Source organism: Deinococcus aetherius (assembly GCF_025997855.1).
In the GTDB taxonomy this organism is placed as follows: Bacteria; Deinococcota; Deinococci; order Deinococcales; family Deinococcaceae; genus Deinococcus; species Deinococcus aetherius.
The window spans coordinates 122,095-140,543 of the sequence record NZ_AP026561.1; the positions used below are offsets into that span (position 1 = coordinate 122,095).

The window sequence follows — 18,449 nt, forward strand, 5'->3', positions numbered from 1 at the left end:
CTGGCCTGCCGTTGGCCCACGTTCGGGCGGCAAGCTGCCGGGGATCACCGACGGCCAGACGGACACGTTCTCACCCGGGCCCTCGGCACCCTCACCTTTGTGCCCGGCCAGCCGTCAGAGGACGGCTCCACCAAGGATCTCCATGCGGGCCCCAACAGGAGCCGCGAGGCCACCGCCGCCGACCTGCGGCTGCTTTCGGTCGGCCGGGGCGCATCCGCGACGCCTCTCCGCCTCATGCCGCCGGAGACTCGATCACCGACGGCTACAGCATTCCGGGCGGCTACAGGATCGAACTGTTCCGCAAGCTCTCGGCCCGGGTTGCCGGGCTGGACTTCGTGGGCTCGCAGGAGAACGGCCCGAGTGCCCTGCTCGACCGCGACCACGAGGGGCACAGCGGCTGGCGCATCGACCAACTCGCCGCGCAGGTGGACGGCTGGCTCGACGGTCACCCGCCGCACACCATCCTGCTGATGATCGGCACGAACGACCTCATCCAGAACCGCGACCCGGCGAACGCTCCCGCCCGCCTGGGCGCCCTGCTCGACCAGATGAGCGCCCGGCGGCCAGAGGCCCGCATTCTGGTGGCCTCCCTTCCGCCGCTGGCGAACGCGGCCCAGAATGCCTGGGTCGAGCGGTTCAACGCGGCCCTCCCCGGGGTCGTCAAGACGCGGGCGGATCAGGGCAAGAAGGTGGCTTTCGTGGACGTGGGCGCGGCGCTCACCCTCGCCGATCTCGCCGACGGGGTCCATCCCGACGCGGGCGGGTACAGCAAGCTCGCCCGCGTCTGGTACGAGGCGTTGCGGCGGACGCCGGGGACCCCGGGGCCCTGATCTTCACCCCTTCCCCGCAGACGGCAGCCGAGGCGCCACCGCTCCCAGGTCGCGGGAGTGGCGGCGCCTCGGCCGGGTGTCGGGGCTCAGGGAACGAAGGACCCCGTGTTGAACCGGACGTCGAACTGCCCCCCGCTCAGGATGGTGGTGACGGGGGCGGTGGTGTCGAGGGTCAGGGCGTGAACGGCGATGTAGTACGTGTTGCCGGGCGTCAGCCCCGGCGCGGGGATGACCGCCGTGGGGTTCTTGACGTACAGGGGCGGCTGAAAGCCCGCGACCTCAGCAAGGTAGCTTCCATTTGGCATCACGTTGTCCCACACGGCCGTGACGGCCGAACCGTCGTACCCCGTCTTCCGGATGTTGGTGGGGACGGCGGCCGAGTTGGTCAGCGAGGTGATCTTGGTCGTGGAGGTCCACTCCTCGCCGTCGACGTTGAACTTCACCGTGTAGTCGCCGAGCACCGCAGGAATGACCCCCGTTTTGGTCCAGCCGAACTCGAACCAGTGGAGCCCGCTGCCGTCCCCCCTGGGGAAGTAGGTCGAGACCGCCGGGTCGAATGAGGGGCTCTGGCCGCCGTTCCAGCCAGAGGGACCGCTGACGGTGAAGCTGACCTTGGCGGGGTTAAGCCCCGTCTTCGTGCGGTAGCGGAAGAACATCGCGGTGTCGAAGCCGTTGTCGCGGACGCCCGCGAAGACCTCCAGGCCGTAGGTTCTCAGGGTGGCCGTCTTGTTCCCCGCCACGCCGTCCACCGTAGCGCTGATGGTGGTCTCCCCGAAGTGCCTCGCCGTCACCACGCCGTTCGCGTCGATGGTCGCCACGTCGGGGTTGCTGGACTTCCAGGTGACGGTCTTGCCGGTCAGGGCGGTGCCGTTCGCGGCCCGGGCGACGGCCGTGAACCGGGTGGTCGTCGCCGCGTCGTTGAGCTTGACGTTGAGGTCGCTCGGCGCCGTCACCTCGACGCTCGCCACAGCCGAGGGGGTCGGAGTGCGGGTACCGTTACAGGCGGCCAACAGGAGGGAAACGCTGGTCAGGAGGGCGAGGGTGCGGTAGTTTTTCACGGTTGACCTTCTTTCGGGGAGGACGGTGCGAAGGGCGGGAACGGCCCGAACCGCTCTGGCTCGGCCGGGTGCCGAAACGGTGGGAGGGCTGGGCCGGGGGTTCGTGAAGGCTGTCGCCGGGTCTCGTGAACCCCGTCCTTCCCGTTCTCAGTTCCCGCTCACGTCCCCGAAGTGTAGGGCCGGGCCGAAATGAGCGACGGTAACTCAGCCGCCGGGCCCGGCCTGCGGTGGGGAAGGGTTCTCCTCTCACCGTGGTGCCAGAAGGCGGCCTCCCCACGGGGCCGGAGCGGCGTGGGGAGGCCGGGGGGTGGGGCTCAGAACTGGTAGTAGAGGAAGGTGCTGTTGGCACCGTTCATGAAGAGGTAGGCGAGGAGCAGGCTCAGGGCGTACACGGGGGCCCAGCGCACCGTCTTGGGGAAGCGGATGTCCCAGGTCTCGGGCAGGGTGTTCACGGCCACGAAGCACAGCACGCACAGCACCATCAGGGTCTGGGGGATGTCCCCATTGCCCGTGCCGATGCCCACCATCTTGCCCAGCCAGTCGAGGGCCATGGACAGGCTCTCGGAGCGGAAGAACACCCAGCCCACGATCACCAGGAGGAAGGTGCCCCAGCGGTACAGCAGGGGCGGCCAGCGCTTCAGCCAGGGCTGGAGGGCGCGGTCGATCACCAGCAGAATGCCGTGGTAGGCTCCCCAGATCACGAAGGTCCAGTTCGCCCCGTGCCAGAGGCCGCCCAACAGCATCACGATCACGAGGTTGACGTTCGTGCGGGTGGGCCCCTTGCGGTTGCCGCCCAGGCTGATGTACAGGTAGTCGCGCAGCCACGAACTCAGGCTGATGTGCCAGCGCCGCCAGAAGTCGCCGATTCCGAGCGCCTTGTAGGGCGCGTTGAAGTTCTGCGGGATGCGGATGCCGAAGAGGTAGCCCAGGCCGACCGCCATATCCGAGTACCCGCTGAAGTCGAAGTAGAGCTGGAAGGTGTAGCCCAGCGCGGCCACCCACGCGCCCAGCATGGAGAGGTCCCCGTGGTTGGCGAGCATGGGGTCGACCAACCGCGCGATGGTGTCGGCGATCACCACCTTCTTGATCAGGCCGACGGCGAAGAAGCCGACGCCGAGCGCCATCTGGTCGGTTTGGGGCGGCTTGTCGATCCGCTCGAGGTCGGCCTCGATCTGCCGGAAGCGCACGATGGGCCCGGCGACGAGCTGCGAGAAGAGGCTGACGTAGGTCAGGTACTCGAAGATGTTGCTCGTGGCGCGCACCCGGCCCGCCGCCACGTCCACGACGTAGGAGATCGTGTGGAAGGTGTAGAAGCTGATGCCGATGGGCAAGATGATGTTCAGGAGGGGCGGCGCGATGGCGGGGTCGACCGCGTGCAGGCTCTCGGCGAAGAAGTTGTAGTACTTGAAAAAGCCCAGCAGCGCCAAGTCCACGCAAATCGTGCCGATCATCCAGGCCCGCTTGGTCTTCTGGTCCTGGGCCCGCTGGATCATCAGGCCCGAGCCGAAGCTCACCAGGCTGGAAAACAGCATCAGGAAGCAAAAACGCCAGTCCCAGTACCCGTAGAAGATGTACCCGCTAATCGTCAGCAGGATGTAGCGGGCCTGCTTTTCCCGCAGCAGCCAGAACAGCGCGAAGACGACGGGCAGGAATGCGAAGAGGAAGATGTCGGAATTAAAGACCATTGGGGTTCCCCTGGGGACTCAGCGGTCGCGCCCGGAGCGAGGTGGGCCGGTCGAGGACGGGCGCGCCGCCCTCCTCGCCCAGCAGGCGGCTGCTCAGCAGCTCCGCTCCCCGGTTGTCGATGTGCGCGCAGTCGTACCAGTCCTGCGCGTTGCTGCCGAAGCGCTCGGGTGAGGCGTAGTCGCGCACGGTCACGCCGGTGCGGCGGCCGAGGTCCTGTAGGGCGGCGCGGGTCTCGGCGAGCAGCCTCGTGTAGCGGGTCTGGCTGGCGAGCAGGCGGGTGGTGGCCGGGTGCAGCGGGGAAATCCAGATTTCCACCTGACCGCCGTCTGATTGCACCTCGCGCACCAGGGTCTCCAGGTACCCCCAGCGGCGGGGCGAGAGGGACCGCATTCCCCCGTAGGTGGTGAGATAGCCCGGCAGGCAGGCGTTCACTTCGCGCGTCAGATCGAAGGTCCCGGCAGCCCGCTGCTGTTCACGGCCAGGGTAATGCAGGTAGCCGTTGGCCGTGAACTGCATGAAGGGCACCCGGTTCTCAGAGCGCGCCCTCGCCGCCACCACCTTGAAGGTGTCTCTCAGGAAGTCGACGGTGAACATGTCCTTGACACGGCTGGCGTTCGCTGAGAGACCCACGAGCGCCGCTCCTCCCTGGTCGCGGTTGAGCATCCCGCGCAGCTCCGCGTTGGTGCGGAAGTTCGGGAAGAATTGGTCGTCGTTGTGCAGGGCTTCCACATCCAGCCCCAGCATGACCCGTCGAATGGGGGCACCCTGCGCCTTCGCCCAGCGGTAGATCGCCAGGTAATCCTCCGCCTTGGCCGCGTCCACCGTGAAGTTGAAAAAGCGCAGTCCGGTCTTCTCGCTGAAAACCTCCGGGTCGAGCTTCATGCTGCGGCTTGATCCCAGGATCAACCCCTGAACCGGGGCCTGCCGCTGATAGGCGCGGAAGAAATCCATCTTCTGCCGCCGAGCGTCCAGGGTGACGGTGGGAAAGCGGCCTCCCCCGAACTGGCCGTGGGGGTCCACATACCAGAGCAGGCCGCCCAACGCGATCACGAAAACCGCCAACCAGCCGAGCACGGCGCCTAGAAAGCGCATGGCCACCCCACTCCGGGATCTCCGCACGCCCGGCGGCGGGTGCGTGGCTGTCTACCAGGCTGTAAATACGTCACACTCATGTTCACCTCTGGGGTTGCCGGAACGCCCAACACTTACGGGAAGCCCGGCAGGCACAGGAAGGGGCGGTGAAACGCCCAGGGCCCCGTTGTCGTCGGGAAGGCCACCCAGACGCTGCGCCTGCGGTCCAGTCAGTATTCATCTCTAACAACCTGAGCCACGGTTGCTCAGCAGCCCAGGACCTGGCCCCTTCAGGGGCATGTCGAAGGCGTCTGTGCGCCGCTTTCGGCATGCTTTCGAAAGAGGAGGACTTCCCCATCTCCTCAACGTCTTAATCTGGCAGCTCCCCCTCTTGGCGCACCCCTACCCCTCCTCCCCCGTGCCCGATGAGCGTGCAAAGTCGCCGAACTTGGGCTCCCACACAGAGTTTATCGTTTTTCCCTCTGCAAGAGAGCTGGGGCTCTCCTCCTCCTGAGGGCGACGCGAAGAACAGCACAGACCTTAATTTCTTAACCTGTAATTAAGCTGAAATAAAAGGGACATTAACTTAGCGGCACCGGGATGCGATGAACCTCGACCACTGAACCGGGCACCTGGGTCGAGCGGAGCAAGTGGTGCGACCGACCTGGAGGCAAAACGTGTTGTATTTACCTATGTTTGAGGGTGGAACTCTCGGCGCGAGGCGCCTGGGAATTCCGAACGAGAGTGGAAAACGAAGGGAATGGGACTGGTGGGCACAGACCGGCCGGGGATCAGCGCCCCGTGCGGTCGTCCGGGCCAGGGAAGTACGGCGACGGCTCCCATGTGAGGCCATCGGCCGACACGCCTAGCGGTGTGACCCAGATACGGGGCGAACGATTGCCCCGCTCGACCGAGCCCAGAACGTAGCCCCGCCCCGACCAGCGGGCGAACTCTTCCGCGCAGGTCAGTGCCGCAGCGTCTCGCTGCCCGCACGTCCTTGCTGCTGGACCTTCTAACCCAGGAGTTTTCCATGACCTCTTTCCCCATTCGCACGAGCACCACCCTGTTCAAACTCACCCTGCTCGGCCTGCCCCTGCTGCTGGCCGCGTGCTCGAACTCGGATTCCACCCCGCCGACCCCAGAGACGACGCTGACCGCCCCCGCCTCCAGCTCGCCCGCAGCGACCCTCGAGGCCGAGCAGGGCCAGACCCTCGTGCTGCCGGGCACCGACCTGTCGGCGCAGGCTGCGGTCGAGCCCGGAGCCCCCACGGGGGGGCAGGTTATCAGCGACTCGAACGCCAGCGGGGGTCAGGCGGTCAGCCTGCTCTCGACCGGCAGCGCCGTGCGCTTCACCGTGCCTGCGGGAGCCGCGTCCGGGAACTACACGGTTCGGGTGCAGGGCCGCGCCGTGGCTTACAACGGCAACCCCATCGTCGCCGTGCAACTCAACGGCAGTGAGAAGGGCCGGGTAGAACTCACGACCACCTCCTACTCCGCCTTCACAGTGGGCACTTTTGCGCTGAAGGCGGGCGACGTCCTCACCGTGGTGTTCACCAACGACGCGTACGGCGGCACGCCCTCCACGGACCGCAACGCCGTGGTGGACTATTTGATCCTCGACCCGGCGAGCACGGGCTCCACCTCCGGCGGCACGGCGGTGAAGGTGGACGCGGTGCCGGGGGCGGGCGCGAGGACCAGCGGAAGCTACGTCACGTTGCTCGGCAACGGCGCCACCGCAAACCTCACGGTTCCCACCGGGGTGAGCGGCACCTACCGGCTGCAACTTCAGGCCAAGGGAGACGTGTTCCAGGGTGAACCCGTGGTCGAGGTTCGCAAGGGCGGCGCGGTCCTCGGCAAGGTGACGGTGGGCGCCACGGCCGGGCTGTACGACGTCGGCAACCTCTCGCTGCAGCCGGGGGACCAGCTGAACGTGGTCTTCGTCAACGACTACTCGACGGGGCCTTGGCCGAACGACCGCAACGCCATGATCGACTACGGCGTGTTCACGCCCGTTACCACGGCGGCTCCCGCGCCGGTGGCGGCCCCCACTCCTACCCCCACCCCCGCCCCCACCCCCACGGCGACGGTCACGACAGGCACCGACGTGAAGACGTTCGGCGCGAGGGGAGACGGCCGCACCGACGACACGGCCGCCCTTCAGCGGGCCGCCGACAGCAAGCAGAGCCTCTACTTCCCGGCGGGCACCTACGTGGTCTCGAAGCCGGTCGTGTTCAACTCCACCTCGGGGCAGGTCATTACGGGCGACCCGGCCGCGCTGATCAAGATCTCGAGCGCCTGGAACAACGGGGGGGCGAACTTCGGCGCGCTGACCTTCAGAAATCCGACCAACCTCACGGTGAAGTCGCTGGCCTTCAAGGGCTTCACCAACCTGGGCGACACCTGGGGTTCAAGTCGGCAGGAGGGCATCCAGGTGTACGGTGGCAGCAACGTCACCTTCGACGGCATCACGGTGGACAGCGCCCATTCCTTCGGAATCAACGGGGACGACGTGAGCGGCTACAAGGTCACGGGCAGCAAGATGACCTATATCCACGGCAGCGGTATCGGCTGCGGCAACTGCACGAACGTCGTGGTTTCAGGCAACTACGTCACGGGGACCGCCGACCCGAGTACCCCGATGGATCAGGGCAACAACACGTCTGGCATCGGCATCTTCCTCCAGAACGGGAGCGGCGCCCTGATCGAGAACAACACGATCAAGAACCAGTGGGACACGGCGACCAAGACCGAGGGCATGAGCAACGTGACCTACCGGGGGAACACGGTCGATACCTTCGGCAAGGACGCCATCAAGGTGATGTACCTTCCCAACGATCAGGGCGGCAGCGGCCAGGTCGTCAAGAACGCCCTGATCGAGAACAACGTCGTCAGGAACTTTACCCACTGGCGCTACGACGGCACGGGCGGCCTCCTGGTTGCCGGCGTGGACGGAGCGACCCTGCGCGGCAACACAGTCTACGGCCCCGGCAAATCCATCGATTCCAACGGGATCACCGTCGCCAGCTTCTCGGACAACGTCCCCCAGAACCGCAACGTCACGGTCGAGGACAACACGGTCTTCGAGGCCCGCAGGGGCATGGTGATCAAGAGCGACACCGCCACGGTGGCCCGGCGCAACCGCTTCTCCAGCACGAGCGGCGCGATGACCCGCTGCGTCGACCTGGATCGCGGAAACGGCACGGTGCTGGAGGACAACACCTTCGAGGGCTTCACGAACATCTGCGTCCTGGCCTACAACAGCATCGACAATATCACCCTCCAGCGCAACACCTACAAGAGCGGCCAGGCCGGGCTGTGGCTGAACGCGAACGATTCCACCGGCTTCAAGGTTCTCAGCAACTCCTTCGAGAACGTGCCCGAGCCGCTGCCCTACCAGGGCACCGTGGCTCAGTGCAGCGGCAATACAGGCACCGGCGTTCGTAGCGAGTGCCGTTAAGGCCAGCTCCCGACCGACCCTGCCCCCGCGACCCCTCCCCTGCTCCCGCTCACACCGGGACGGGAGGGGCCTTCGCTTGGTCCGCACAAGCGCCCCTCATCTCAACGGCGGATGGGATTTGAGCCACGGGCCCAGGCCGCCACTCATCAAATCTTTTCCACATCCGGTCTGCTTATAGTCTTGAACGGCCAAGACGTAGATGGCCGCTGTTTCTTGCTGTGTCGCCTGAAGCGAACTTCCTGTTTTTAGGGAAGTTGACGTTTTGTCTTCGTCATCTCCATCAATCTCCAACCGTCATAAATGACGGTTGGAGCATTACTGCTTTTTGAGCAGTAGTGTTTTAATTTTCCTTAACAAAGGCGAAGTTTTTCATTTACAAAGGCTTCATTCCAAAGTAAGGTTGCTGACGTTATGAATCAGACTCAGGTTGCTTCCCGTTCATCATTCGCTCTGCTCGTCACCGCCGCGCTGCTGGTGGGGTGTGGAGTTTCCCGGCCGGGGGGCACGTCGGGCGGAGAGGAAGTCGCCCAGCAACTGGAGGCGGAGCGCGCCGGCACCGTCTCGCTGTCCGCGAACGAGGTCCAGGCGCTGACGGTGGTTGACTCTGGGGTGCCCAACGGGGGGAAGGTAATCAGTGACGCCGCCGCGAGCGGGGGGCAGGCGGTGAAGCTGCTCAGCAACGGCAACGCCGTGCGCTTCACGGTGCCTGCGGGGTCGGCGGCGGGGAACTACACGGTGCGGGTGCGGGGGCGGGGGGACCTCTGGGGCAACCTCTACCGGGAGAGCCCCATCGTGACCCTGCGGGTGAACGGGGCGGAGAAGGGCAGGGTTGAGCTGAGCAGCGCGACCTACGCCGTCTTCACGGTGGGGACCTTCGCTCTCAAACCGGGCGACACCCTCGACGTGACCTTCATCAACGACGCCTATGACGGCGCCAACGACCGCAACGCCGTCATCGACTACCTGATCATCGACCCGGCGGGCACGACCTCGGCGCCCACCTCCCCGAGCACCCCCACTCCCGCGCCGGGCACCGTTTCGGGGAATGCGGTGGATGTCAGGAGTTTCGGTGCCAAGGGTGACGGGGTGACCGACGACACCGCAGCTCTGAACCGCGCTGCCGCCGGGGCGGCCGGGAAGGACATCCTCTTTCCGGCAGGCACTTACCTCGTGAGCGGCCCCGTGGTCTTCGCCAACCTGAACGGGCGGACAGTGAGCGGCGCGGGGGCCACGATCAAGGCGGCGCCGAGCTGGGTTCAACGCGGAAGGGACATCGGCATCCTGACCTTCAGGAACGCGCGCGACGTGACCATTCGGGGGTTTACCCTCCAGGGCTTCGCCAACCGCAACATCTCGGCTTTCGCCTACCGCATGGACGGCCTGATCGTGGAATACAGCCAGAACGTCACCGTGGAGGGCACGGAGGTGCGCGAGGTCCAGTCCGTCGGCATCAACGGCGAACATTCTCAGGGCTTCAAGGTGCTGGACAGCCGAAGCCTGCGGGCTCACGGCCACGGCATGGGGTGCGAGGACTGCCGCAACAGCGTGTTCCGGGGCAACACCATCGTGGGCGATGCCGACCCGAACGCCTCAGTGTCCAACCAGAACACGGGCATCGGGCTGATGCTGCAACTGGGAGACACCGTCCTGATCGAGAACAACACGATCAAGAACCAGTGGGACACGGCGACCAAGACCGAGGGCACGAACAACGTGACCTACCGGGGCAATACCGTGGACGTGTTTGGCAAAGACGGGATCAAAATCCAGTCCTTCCCGAGTGGCGGCGTCAACCGGGTGTACGGCGGCGTGATCGAGAACAACAGGGTGAGCGGTGGCCGGCGCTGGCGTAAGGATGGGGGCGGACTCGCACTGCTTCAGGGCGTGGTCGGGGGCAGGATCAGCGGCAACAAACTCTACGGTCTGGGCAACCCGAATGTTCCGGACACGGGCATCGTGCTCAACACGTTCGGCAGCCCGACGCGGGACGTCGTGGTTGAGGACAACGAGGTCAAGAACGCGTACGTCGGTCTGATGCTGGCGGCCGAGAACGGCACGGTGGTCCGCCACAACACCTTCACGAGTGACGCCCGCTCCATGAAGACCTGTATCGAGATTCCCGGCAGCCCGAACAGCCTGATCGAGGGAAACACCTTCAGCGGGTTCCGGGAGATCTGCACGGTGGTCTACGGCGGCCGGGACACGACCATCGGGCGCAACACCTACCGTGACGGTGACACTGGAGTTTTCGTCAACGGAAGCACCCAGCCGGGCTACCGGATCCTGAACAACACGTTTGACAGCACAGTGTCGCGTCCCATCAACATCCAAGGCAGCCCGACCTGCTCGGGTAATACCGGCGCCGTTCCGAAGGTGTGCCAGTAGGATTCGAACGCTGAGTCCGACCCGTTCGCAGCGACTTCCCAAGCAGCCAGGTCAGGCTCCGAGACAGGGGGCGCAGGAGAAACGGCAGGTCGCCTTCCACCGGCCACCTCACTTCGACCGCCCACCATCCCGACTTTTCGCCTCGCCCGGGCTGGAGGGGTTGGAAGTTCCTCTCTCCGGGGCTGCGGGGAAACCGGAGAACGAGCTTCCCCCGATTCGTCAGCGAAAGCCCCGCCCTCTTTCGGCGGGGCTTCTCCTGTCTTCGGCTCAGGCGCTTGCGCCCGCCGGGTCCAGCCCGTCGATGATCCGGCGCAGCGCCCGCCCCGCCGCGTCCCAGTTAAGGCGCCGGGTGTACTCGTCGTACGCCGAGCGGCACAGGGAAGCGTACCCGGCAGGGTCACCCCACAGCTCCATTACCTGCCGTGTGATCTCGGCGGGCGGGGTGCCGAGTTCAACCAGCAGGCCGTTCACGCCGGGGGTGATGGCGCTGGGGATGCCGCCCACGTTCGTGCCCACCGAGGGCAGGGCAAAAGCACTGGCCTCCGCAAAGACGATCCCGAAGCACTCGGCCTGGGAGGGCATGAGGAAAAAATGGCTCTCGCACAGCAGGGCGGCCAGGCGCGCGGTTCCCTCGGGTGTGTTCTTGTCCAGAAAGCCGTGGAGCTTTACGAAGTCCGGAAGGGGGCCGGGGGGCGTGACGCCCACCACATGCAATTCACACGGCACCCCCGCGTTCCGAAGAAGCCCCGCGACCTCGAGCACGCTGGGGCCGCCCTTGCGCTCCCACTCCACCCCGATAAACAGCAGCTTCACGACCGGATCGGCCAGCCGACGGGCGATGAGCGGCCCGAGGTCCGACGGTGAGAGTTGCACGTCGAGGTTCGCGCCGAAGGGGACCACGTGGACCTTGGCGGGGTCCACCCCGTAGAGGGAGATGGCCGACCGCGCCGCCCAGTCCGACGCGTAGATCACGGCCGCCGCCCGGTGCAGCGCCAGGGACTCGAACCGGTGGCCGAGCGCCTCGGATTCCCGGCTGAGGCCCCGCAGGTCCGGGTAGAAATTCAGGAGGGCCCCGAAGGTGGCGTCCCCCCAGCACACGATGGGTTTACGCTCCCGCAGCAGCGCGACGGGCATGCTGCCGGCGCTGAACACGAAATCGTAGTCGAGGGCGGCGGCGCGCTCCTCAATCTGCCGCGCGTACCGCCGCAGGGTGAAGGGGGTGCGGTCCCGCACATACTTGCGCCCATTCACGCGTGCCCAGGCGGCCTTGGCGCGGACCAGGGGCGACGTGAAGGTGGCGAGCCCGTCCACGCACGCCACGTCGTACCCAGCGGCCTCCAGGCAGCGCCGCATCCGGAAGGAGGTGCCCGACCAACTTCTCTTGTCGCCGCTGTCTTGGATGCTGATATACAGCGCCCGTTGCAGCGGACGGCGGGCAGGCGCCGAGGGCCGCCCGGCCGTGGCCGTCACGCCCCCGCCCCGGAGCGGCGAAAGCCCTGGAGGGCCCCCCGCGTGACAGCGCGCGCCCTTCCCCACTGCCCGCGCAGCACCCGCTTGAGCAGGTGAAAACCCGGCCCGGCGAGGATGGGCACGGCGGGCAGGGGCGCGTGCTTGCGAAAGAAGCGCACGGCGCTCCGGGTGAAGTTCAACTCGAAGGTCTCGCTCTTGGTCGTCCGGGTGTTGCCCTCCCCCATGCTCGCGCTGCCCACGTGCCACACCCGCGAGCCGTCCGCCACCGCGAGCCCCCAACCCGCCGCCCGCAGCCGGAAGCCGAAGTCGGCGTCCTCCCAGTACATGAAAAAGCGCTCGTCGAACAGCCCGACCTGCTCCAGGGCGGCGCGGCGCACCAGCAGGCTCGTCCCGCCCAGGAAGTGCAGCCGCTCGCGGGCCACCGGCCCGAAGTACATATCGGCGTCGCCTCTCCACAGCCGCACGAAGCCGCCGCCCCAGGCCTGCACCTGTTCGGGCACCCGCATATCGTAGAGCACCGAGGCGACGGCCCCCGTGCGCGGCTCGGCCTCCAGGGTGTTCACCAGCTCGCTGAGGGCGAGGGGGTCGACCACCGTGTCGTTGTTCAGGAACCAGACGTGCTGGGCGCCGTGCTCCAGGGCCCGCCGCGCACCCACGTTGTTGGCGGCGGTGAATCCCACGTTGCGCGCGATCTCGATGAGTTCGAGGTCCGGCCAGCGCTCCCGCAGCTGGGCCAGCGAGTCGTCGGTGGACCCGTTTTCCACCACCAGGACCCGGAAGGCCGGGTACTTGAGGTCGCGCAGCGAGGTCAGGCAGGCGTCCGTGAAGCGCCAGCCGTTGTAGTTGATCAAAACGATGGTGACGGGGGGGTGTTGAGAAGAGGTCTCCATAGCACGAGCTGCCTTTCTTAATACCTTTCGTGGCGCTTTACAGGGAAACCGCACCGGACGGCGCGGCCTGGAGATCGGCCGTCTCACGCCTGGAGGAGGGCTGCCGCTTCCAGGCGCGGGCGTTCAGATACGCGGCGCACAGGCACAGCGCGAAATTCCAGTCGGGCGTGGTGAACACGATGGTGTACGCGCCGACGAGCGCGATGTACAAGGTGGTAAAGGCGAAGGGAAGGACCAGTTGTCCGCGTGCCCAGACGGCGCGCACGAGCGGTTGCACGATGCCGAAGGCCACGAGCAGCCCCAGCCCGACGTACCCGAAGGTCCACAGAATCGAGTGGTACGAGTAGTGCAAGTCGTTGGTCGCGCCCGTGAGCAGGTCGGGATTGCTCGGAATCAGGGTGTGGGTACCCACGCCAAAAAGCCGCCGCTCCTCCGTGTTCACCAGGCTGAAGGCAAGTTTGACCTGCCGCTCCCGCCAGTCGATGTTGGCACGGTCGAGAGTGAGGCGGTCGGAGTGCGTGAGGCCCGTCAGGGACGCGCCGAGCGACGCACCGAAGGACGAGAACGTGAAGACCAGCGCAAGGGCGTTGACGGCGACGAGCCCCCCGAGCGCGACGCGGGCCAGGCGCAGGTGGGCCACGGGACGTTGCAGGAGCCTGACCAGGACGTACAGCGAGGTCAGAAGCAGGGCGAAGATAATCGAGCCGCGCGAGAGCGTGACGAGCAGGGCCGCCGTGAACAGGGCCACCTTGAACACCTCGGGCCACACCCGCAGGGTCCGGGCCGACAGGACACGTTCGAGCGAGATCAGCAGCCCGAGAAACACCAGGGCCATCCCCGGGTAGAACACCCGGGCGAACCCGCCGACGCGCTCGTAGATACCGAAGTCGTCTGCGAAGGCGAGCGCGCCCGTTCCGGCCGCCCCGGGATGCACCCCGGGCAGGGCGAAGGCGAGCAGGGCCCGCAGTGCGGTCACGAGGCTGAGCAGCATGATGACGCGCTCGACCTGCGCGTCGTCGTGGCGGCGCACCCACAGCCAGACGAAGGGGGCGAGCAGGAAGCCGCCGAACTTGTAGAGATAGATAGAGGCCCCGACGGTGGAGGCTCCGGTCACCACGAACACCCCGTAATGCACGAGGGGCAGCAGTCCCAGCAGCACCAGACCGAACAGCGGCACCCCCCGGGTGCGCAACGCGGCATAGGCCAACAACGCCAGGCTCAGCACGAGCAACCCGAACAGCGCGGCATTGCCCAGGGCGTCGTTCACCCGTTTGGCGAGGCCAAAGACGGACAGCGTGCCCAGGTACAGGCTGAAGATGCCCGCGTGCAGCCAGAAGTCGACCTTACGACGTGACAGATGCACGTTCCACCTCCTTTTCCGGACGGGCACGCAGGGTGTTGCGGCAGACCAGAAGCAGGCTCACGAGGATGGCCACTTCCGTCAGGACGACGGCGCTCGCCATCCCCAGTGGGCCGTACCTGGGCACCAAGACGACGATCAGGAGCGCGCTCAGGGCCGTGCCGCCGATCACCACGGTGTTGAAGGCGCGGTCTCGGCCCAGCGGCAACAACCACAGGATGCCGAGCACCAGATTCAAGGACACCACCAGCGGCAGGAAGGCCAGGACGCGCAGCACCGGGACGGACGGCAGGAATTCAGGTCCGAGCAAAATCCGCACCCACAGCGGGGCCCCCAGCGCGGCGGCCAGGCACAGCACCACCCCGGCGCCGCCCACCAGGCGCACCCCGCTCGGCAGGAGCGCACGGGCTTCGGCCATGCTGTGGTGCGCGGCGCGGTTGAAGCGCGGGTACAGGGCCCGGCTCAGCGGTTGCAACACGCCCTGGAAAGCTCGCGCGATTCGGTCGGCGCCGTTGTAATACCCCAGGAGACGCGGCTCCACGAACAGCCCCAGCAGGAAGGCGCTGCCGGTGGCGGAAACGCTCGACGCCGCCGAGAACACGAACAGGCTCCACCCCCCCTTCAACGCGGCAAGCGCGCGGCCCAGGCTCGGACGCAGCAGCGGCACGTCCCGGTGGGCGATCCGCAGGGCGAGCACACTCGACGTCAGGGCGGCCCCGCCGTTGAGCACGGGCACCCACCACAGGTCGGCGGGGCCGCGCACCAGGGCGAAGATCCCGGCCGTCGCCAGCACCTTCGCGCCCACATCCAGCGAGGAGGCGACGCCCGCGCGTTCTATCCCCACGAAGTACCACATCAGGTTCGAGGCCTGGGCGAGCGTCCAGAACACGCTCGCCCACAGCAGGGCCGGGTGGTCGCGCAGGGTCGGGATGAGGACCGAGGCGCCCAGGGCGAGCAGGATGGCGGGCAGCGCCAGCAACAACTTCGCGCTCATCACCCCGGACATCACCTCGGCCAGCCGGGACGAGTCGTCGCGGGCACGGGCCACCTCGCGGTTGGCGGAGAAGTCGAAGCCGTACTGCACCAGCATGCCGAGCAGGCCCGCGAAGGCCTGGGCGAAGACCAGCAGGCCCAGCGCCGCCGGACCAAGCACGCGGGCCAGAAACGGCGTCGTGAGGAGGGGCAGAACGAACGTCGCCGCATGCACCGCGTACAGGGCCACGAGATTCCCCACGAAGCGCCGACCCGCGCCAAGCACGTTCATCTGGCCCGGGCCTCCGCGCCTGCCCGGACGCTCCGCAGACGGCGGTGAGGGCGCTCCCCCCGGGTTGGGAGCTGGAGCAGCGCGGCCCGCACAATAGGCCTCACAGGACCCTCGACTCGGGCTTGGGGGCAGCGGCCGGGGTGGAGCGGCGGGCGTAGCCGTAGCCGTAGCGCGCCACCTGGCCGCGCGGGTTGACCTTGTTCAGCGCCACGCCGAGCACGTTCGCGTTCACCAGGAGCAGGGCGTCGAGCACGCGCTGCACGCTGGCGACCGAGGCGCGCCCCGCCTCCAGCACGAGCAGCACACCCGCTGCATGGGGAGCGAGCACCAGGGGGTCCGCCACGGCGAGCGCGGGCGGGCCGTCGACCACGATCAGGTCGTACCCGGCGCCCCACTGCGTCATCGCCTCGCGGAAGCGCTCGGCAGGGAGGTGGGCCTGGGTCTGGGCGTGCATTCCGGGCGCGGGGGCGAGCAGATGTAGGTTGTCCCGCAGCCGCCGCGCCTGCGCGGTCACGGGGCGGTCCAGGGCGCCGAGCAGGTCGCGGCTTTCCTCGCCGGGGAAGGGCACGGCGCCGGGCAGGTCCACCCACTCCGCCGTCTGGGCCCCGGCCTGCCAGATGCTCGCCTGGGAGGGCCGGCGCAGGTCCGCGTCGATCAGGAGCACCCGGTCGCCGCTCGCAACGCGGGCGTCGGCGATAGCGGCGCTGATGTTCGACTTGCCGTCCCCGCTGAACAGCGAGGTCACGAGCAAGACGGGCGGCCTGCGCTCGCCCTTGGGCAGGACGCTCTTGACCCCGGCGGCGAGGAAGGCGACGCTGTCGGACCAGCGGCCCTGCCTCAGCGCCACAAGAAGCGACTGGCCCCGGCGCAACAGCCGGACGCGCGGCACCTCGCCCAGCAGACGCAGGTTGAGGAACTTGAGGTCGGCGTCGGAGGCCACCATGCGGTTGACCGAGGACCACAAGACCAGCAGGGCGCTCAGCAGCAGCAGGACGAAACCGCCGACGAGCACGGCGTTGCGCAGCGGCTTGGGCGCGACGGGCTTGAGGGGCACGGCGGCGGGCGCCACGACGCTCAGCGAGCCCACCACCGTTTCGCGCAGGGCGGTGAGGTTGTTCAGGGCGTCGAGGCGGTTGGCGCGCTGGGCCAGCAGCGTCTGTTGCAGGCTGGTCGGTGTGCCCACCACCGGGCCCGCCGCCGCCAGACGGCGCTCGACGTCGGCCAGGCGGGTGCGCAGGCCGTTGATGGCCGCGTTGACCTTCACGAGCCCGCGCTCGGTGTCCCAGTCAACGAGTGCGTCGGCCGCGAGGTTCGCCAGGCGGGCAGCGACCACCGGGTCGCGGTGGGTGGCGCTGAGGGTGTAAGTGCCGTTGCCGTAGATGTCCTGCTGGCCGGACACGTCGAAGACCCGCCCCCGGCCGCTGGCGATGTCCTGGGCGAGACGGTCGGCGAGCACGATGCGCTGGGCCCGGGTCAGCTCGGGAACCTCCGCCAGGCGGCGGCGCACCACGCCGAGCACGTTCTCGCTTTGCAGCGCCCCCTCGATGGCCCCCGCCGGGAGGGGCGGGGGGCTGACCACGGTATTGCCGACCGAAGGGTTGCTGGTCTGGCTCCCCGCCGAGAGGATCAGGGTCTTGGCCTGGTAGACCGGCGTCTGGCGGCTGGAGAGCAGGTAGGTCACGGCCCCGGCGGCCAGGGAGAGCAGCAGCACCAGCCACGTGAAGCGCTTCAGGGCGCGGAGGGGACGCGAGAGGTCGAGATCGTCATTCATCGGGGGCATGGGGGTGGGTCCTCCTGGACGGCGGCGAGAGCGGGCGGGAAGGGTCGCGCGGCGGGGTCACGAGCTTCTGAACGGGGATGGGGGCGGCGGGAGGAGGCGGACGGCTCCGGCCAGCGCGGAGACCGCCGGGAGACCCGCTGCCATCCAAACTCTCGACATGAAGACTCCTTCCCCCTGGCGGGGTGCTTCCCATGATGCTCAGGCCCGCGAAGTGATCAGCCGTTGCTCAGATACGGGGTGCGGCAAGATGCGGCCATGAGAGACGGATGGCCGGGCCCGCACGCCCCCTGGAGGCTGGCACCTCCGGGCCGACTGTGCGTCAGCCGCTGTCACAGCCCCCTCACATTCTGCCGCCCTCACGAGAGTTCAAAGGAGAGCCTGTCCATGACCCATCCTCATCCCGCCCGCCTGCCCGGGAGCCCCGCGTGAAAGCCGTCATCCTCGCCGGGGGCCTGGGCACCCGCATCAGCGAAGAGAGCACCACCCGTCCCAAGCCGATGGTCGAGATCGGTGGGCGCCCCGTGCTGTGGCACATCATGAAGATCTACTCCGCCCACGGGGTCAACGACTTCATCATCCTGTGCGGCTACAAGCAGCACATGATCAAGGAGTACTTCGCCAACTACTTCCTGCACATGTCCGACGTGACCTTCGACATGCGCACGCAAAACGCCACCTACCTGTGCAACCAGGCCGAGCCCTGGCGGGTGACCCTGGTCGACACCGGCGAGGACACCCTCACGGGCGGGCGCCTCAAGCGGGTGCGGCACTACCTCGGCGACGAGACCTTCTGCTTCACCTACGGCGACGGGGTGGGCAACGTGGACATCACCAGGACCATCGAGTTCCACCGCAGCCACGGTAAGCTCGCCACCATGACGGTGATGCAGCCCCCCGGCCGCTTCGGCGCCGTGTCCATCGAGGACGGCGGGGCCGTCACCTCCTTCCAGGAGAAACCCGACGGCGACGGCGGCTGGATCAACGGCGGCTTCTTCGTGCTGGAGCCTTCTGTCATCGATTACATCGACGGCGACCAGACGACCTGGGAGGCCGAACCCCTCAAGGGTCTCGCCCACGACGGGCAACTCGCCGCCTACCGCCACCCCGGCTTCTGGCAGCCGATGGACACGTTGCGCGACAAGCATTACCTCGAAGACCTCTGGAAGGCGGGCAAGGCCCCCTGGAAGACGTGGTGAGA

Annotated in this window: 12 protein-coding genes and 1 riboswitch; of the genes, 4 read left to right on the forward strand and 8 right to left on the reverse strand. The window is 67.5% G+C overall.

From position 1 onward, the window contains the following. Window positions 1-11 precede the first annotated feature (11 nt). Window positions 12-830, forward strand: coding sequence for an SGNH/GDSL hydrolase family protein (locus tag DAETH_RS16830; RefSeq protein ID WP_264777866.1), 819 nt, complete (start codon window positions 12-14; stop codon window positions 828-830). An 86-nt stretch (window positions 831-916) separates the two neighbouring features. Here DAETH_RS16830 and DAETH_RS16835 read toward each other — a convergent pair whose 3' ends face one another. The 3 genes from DAETH_RS16835 to DAETH_RS16845 all read right to left on the reverse strand — a co-directional run bounded on the left by DAETH_RS16835 (window position 917) and on the right by DAETH_RS16845 (window position 4,666). Next, on the reverse strand, window positions 917-1,888 hold the full coding sequence (locus tag DAETH_RS16835; protein WP_264777867.1) for an Ig-like domain-containing protein: 972 nt from the start codon (window positions 1,886-1,888) through the stop codon (window positions 917-919). A 314-nt stretch (window positions 1,889-2,202) separates the two neighbouring features. Then, window positions 2,203-3,573, reverse strand: a complete 1,371-nt coding sequence (locus tag DAETH_RS16840) for an MBOAT family O-acyltransferase (RefSeq protein ID WP_264777868.1) — start codon at window positions 3,571-3,573, stop codon at window positions 2,203-2,205. Continuing rightward, window positions 3,563-4,666, reverse strand: coding sequence for a hypothetical protein (locus DAETH_RS16845; protein WP_264777869.1), 1,104 nt, complete (start codon window positions 4,664-4,666; stop codon window positions 3,563-3,565). The genes DAETH_RS16840 and DAETH_RS16845 overlap by 11 nt, the downstream gene beginning before the upstream one ends. A gap of 568 nt (window positions 4,667-5,234) precedes the next feature. Beyond that, window positions 5,235-5,319, forward strand: a riboswitch (cyclic di-GMP riboswitch). Between the two features lie 356 nt (window positions 5,320-5,675). Between DAETH_RS16845 and DAETH_RS16850 the strand changes: the two genes are divergently transcribed. Together DAETH_RS16850 and DAETH_RS16855 are read left to right on the forward strand one after the other, a co-directional pair. Continuing rightward, on the forward strand, window positions 5,676-8,102 hold the full coding sequence (locus tag DAETH_RS16850; RefSeq protein WP_264777870.1) for a carbohydrate-binding domain-containing protein: 2,427 nt from the start codon (window positions 5,676-5,678) through the stop codon (window positions 8,100-8,102). A 411-nt stretch (window positions 8,103-8,513) separates the two neighbouring features. Continuing rightward, window positions 8,514-10,487, forward strand: a complete 1,974-nt coding sequence (locus DAETH_RS16855; RefSeq protein ID WP_264777871.1) for a right-handed parallel beta-helix repeat-containing protein — start codon at window positions 8,514-8,516, stop codon at window positions 10,485-10,487. 267 nt (window positions 10,488-10,754) lie between these two features. Here the strand turns inward: DAETH_RS16855 and DAETH_RS16860 are convergent, their stop codons facing one another. The 5 genes from DAETH_RS16860 to DAETH_RS16880 form a co-directional block, all read right to left on the reverse strand. Further along, window positions 10,755-11,957: a glycosyltransferase family 4 protein gene (locus DAETH_RS16860; protein ID WP_264777872.1), complete on the reverse strand. Its 1,203-nt coding sequence runs from the start codon at window positions 11,955-11,957 to the stop codon at window positions 10,755-10,757. Then, window positions 11,954-12,847: a glycosyltransferase family 2 protein gene (locus tag DAETH_RS16865; RefSeq protein WP_264777873.1), complete on the reverse strand. Its 894-nt coding sequence runs from the start codon at window positions 12,845-12,847 to the stop codon at window positions 11,954-11,956. Before DAETH_RS16865 ends, DAETH_RS16860 begins: the two co-directional genes overlap by 4 nt. A 37-nt stretch (window positions 12,848-12,884) precedes the next feature. After that, window positions 12,885-14,210, reverse strand: a complete 1,326-nt coding sequence (locus DAETH_RS16870; RefSeq protein ID WP_264777874.1) for an O-antigen ligase family protein — start codon at window positions 14,208-14,210, stop codon at window positions 12,885-12,887. Continuing rightward, the gene (locus DAETH_RS16875) at window positions 14,191-15,471 is read right to left on the reverse strand and encodes a flippase (RefSeq protein ID WP_264777875.1); all 1,281 of its coding nucleotides are present in this window, start codon (window positions 15,469-15,471) and stop codon (window positions 14,191-14,193) included. Before DAETH_RS16875 ends, DAETH_RS16870 begins: the two co-directional genes overlap by 20 nt. A gap of 100 nt (window positions 15,472-15,571) precedes the next feature. Next, on the reverse strand, window positions 15,572-17,251 hold the full coding sequence (locus tag DAETH_RS16880; RefSeq protein ID WP_264777876.1) for a tyrosine-protein kinase domain-containing protein: 1,680 nt from the start codon (window positions 17,249-17,251) through the stop codon (window positions 15,572-15,574). A 425-nt stretch (window positions 17,252-17,676) separates the two neighbouring features. Here DAETH_RS16880 and rfbF point away from each other — a divergent pair, with 425 nt between their 5' ends. Beyond that, window positions 17,677-18,447 (forward strand): glucose-1-phosphate cytidylyltransferase, encoded by a 771-nt coding sequence (gene rfbF / locus DAETH_RS16885; RefSeq protein ID WP_264777877.1) that lies wholly within the window; start codon window positions 17,677-17,679, stop codon window positions 18,445-18,447. Window positions 18,448-18,449: the final 2 nt, after the last annotated feature.

What these genes read in the sequence shown, in the direction of transcription:
- DAETH_RS16865 (WP_264777873.1), bottom strand. Translation starts at nt 12,847, where the DNA reads ATGGAGACCTCTTCTCAACACCCCCCCGTCACCATCGTTTTGATCAAC.
- DAETH_RS16845 (WP_264777869.1), bottom strand. Translation starts at nt 4,666, where the DNA reads ATGCGCTTTCTAGGCGCCGTGCTCGGCTGGTTGGCGGTTTTCGTGATC.
- DAETH_RS16850 (WP_264777870.1), top strand. Translation starts at nt 5,676, where the DNA reads ATGACCTCTTTCCCCATTCGCACGAGCACCACCCTGTTCAAACTCACC.
- DAETH_RS16855 (WP_264777871.1), top strand. Translation starts at nt 8,514, where the DNA reads ATGAATCAGACTCAGGTTGCTTCCCGTTCATCATTCGCTCTGCTCGTC.
- DAETH_RS16875 (WP_264777875.1), bottom strand. Translation starts at nt 15,471, where the DNA reads ATGAACGTGCTTGGCGCGGGTCGGCGCTTCGTGGGGAATCTCGTGGCC.
- DAETH_RS16840 (WP_264777868.1), bottom strand. Translation starts at nt 3,573, where the DNA reads ATGGTCTTTAATTCCGACATCTTCCTCTTCGCATTCCTGCCCGTCGTC.
- DAETH_RS16880 (WP_264777876.1), bottom strand. Translation starts at nt 17,251, where the DNA reads ATGCCCCCGATGAATGACGATCTCGACCTCTCGCGTCCCCTCCGCGCC.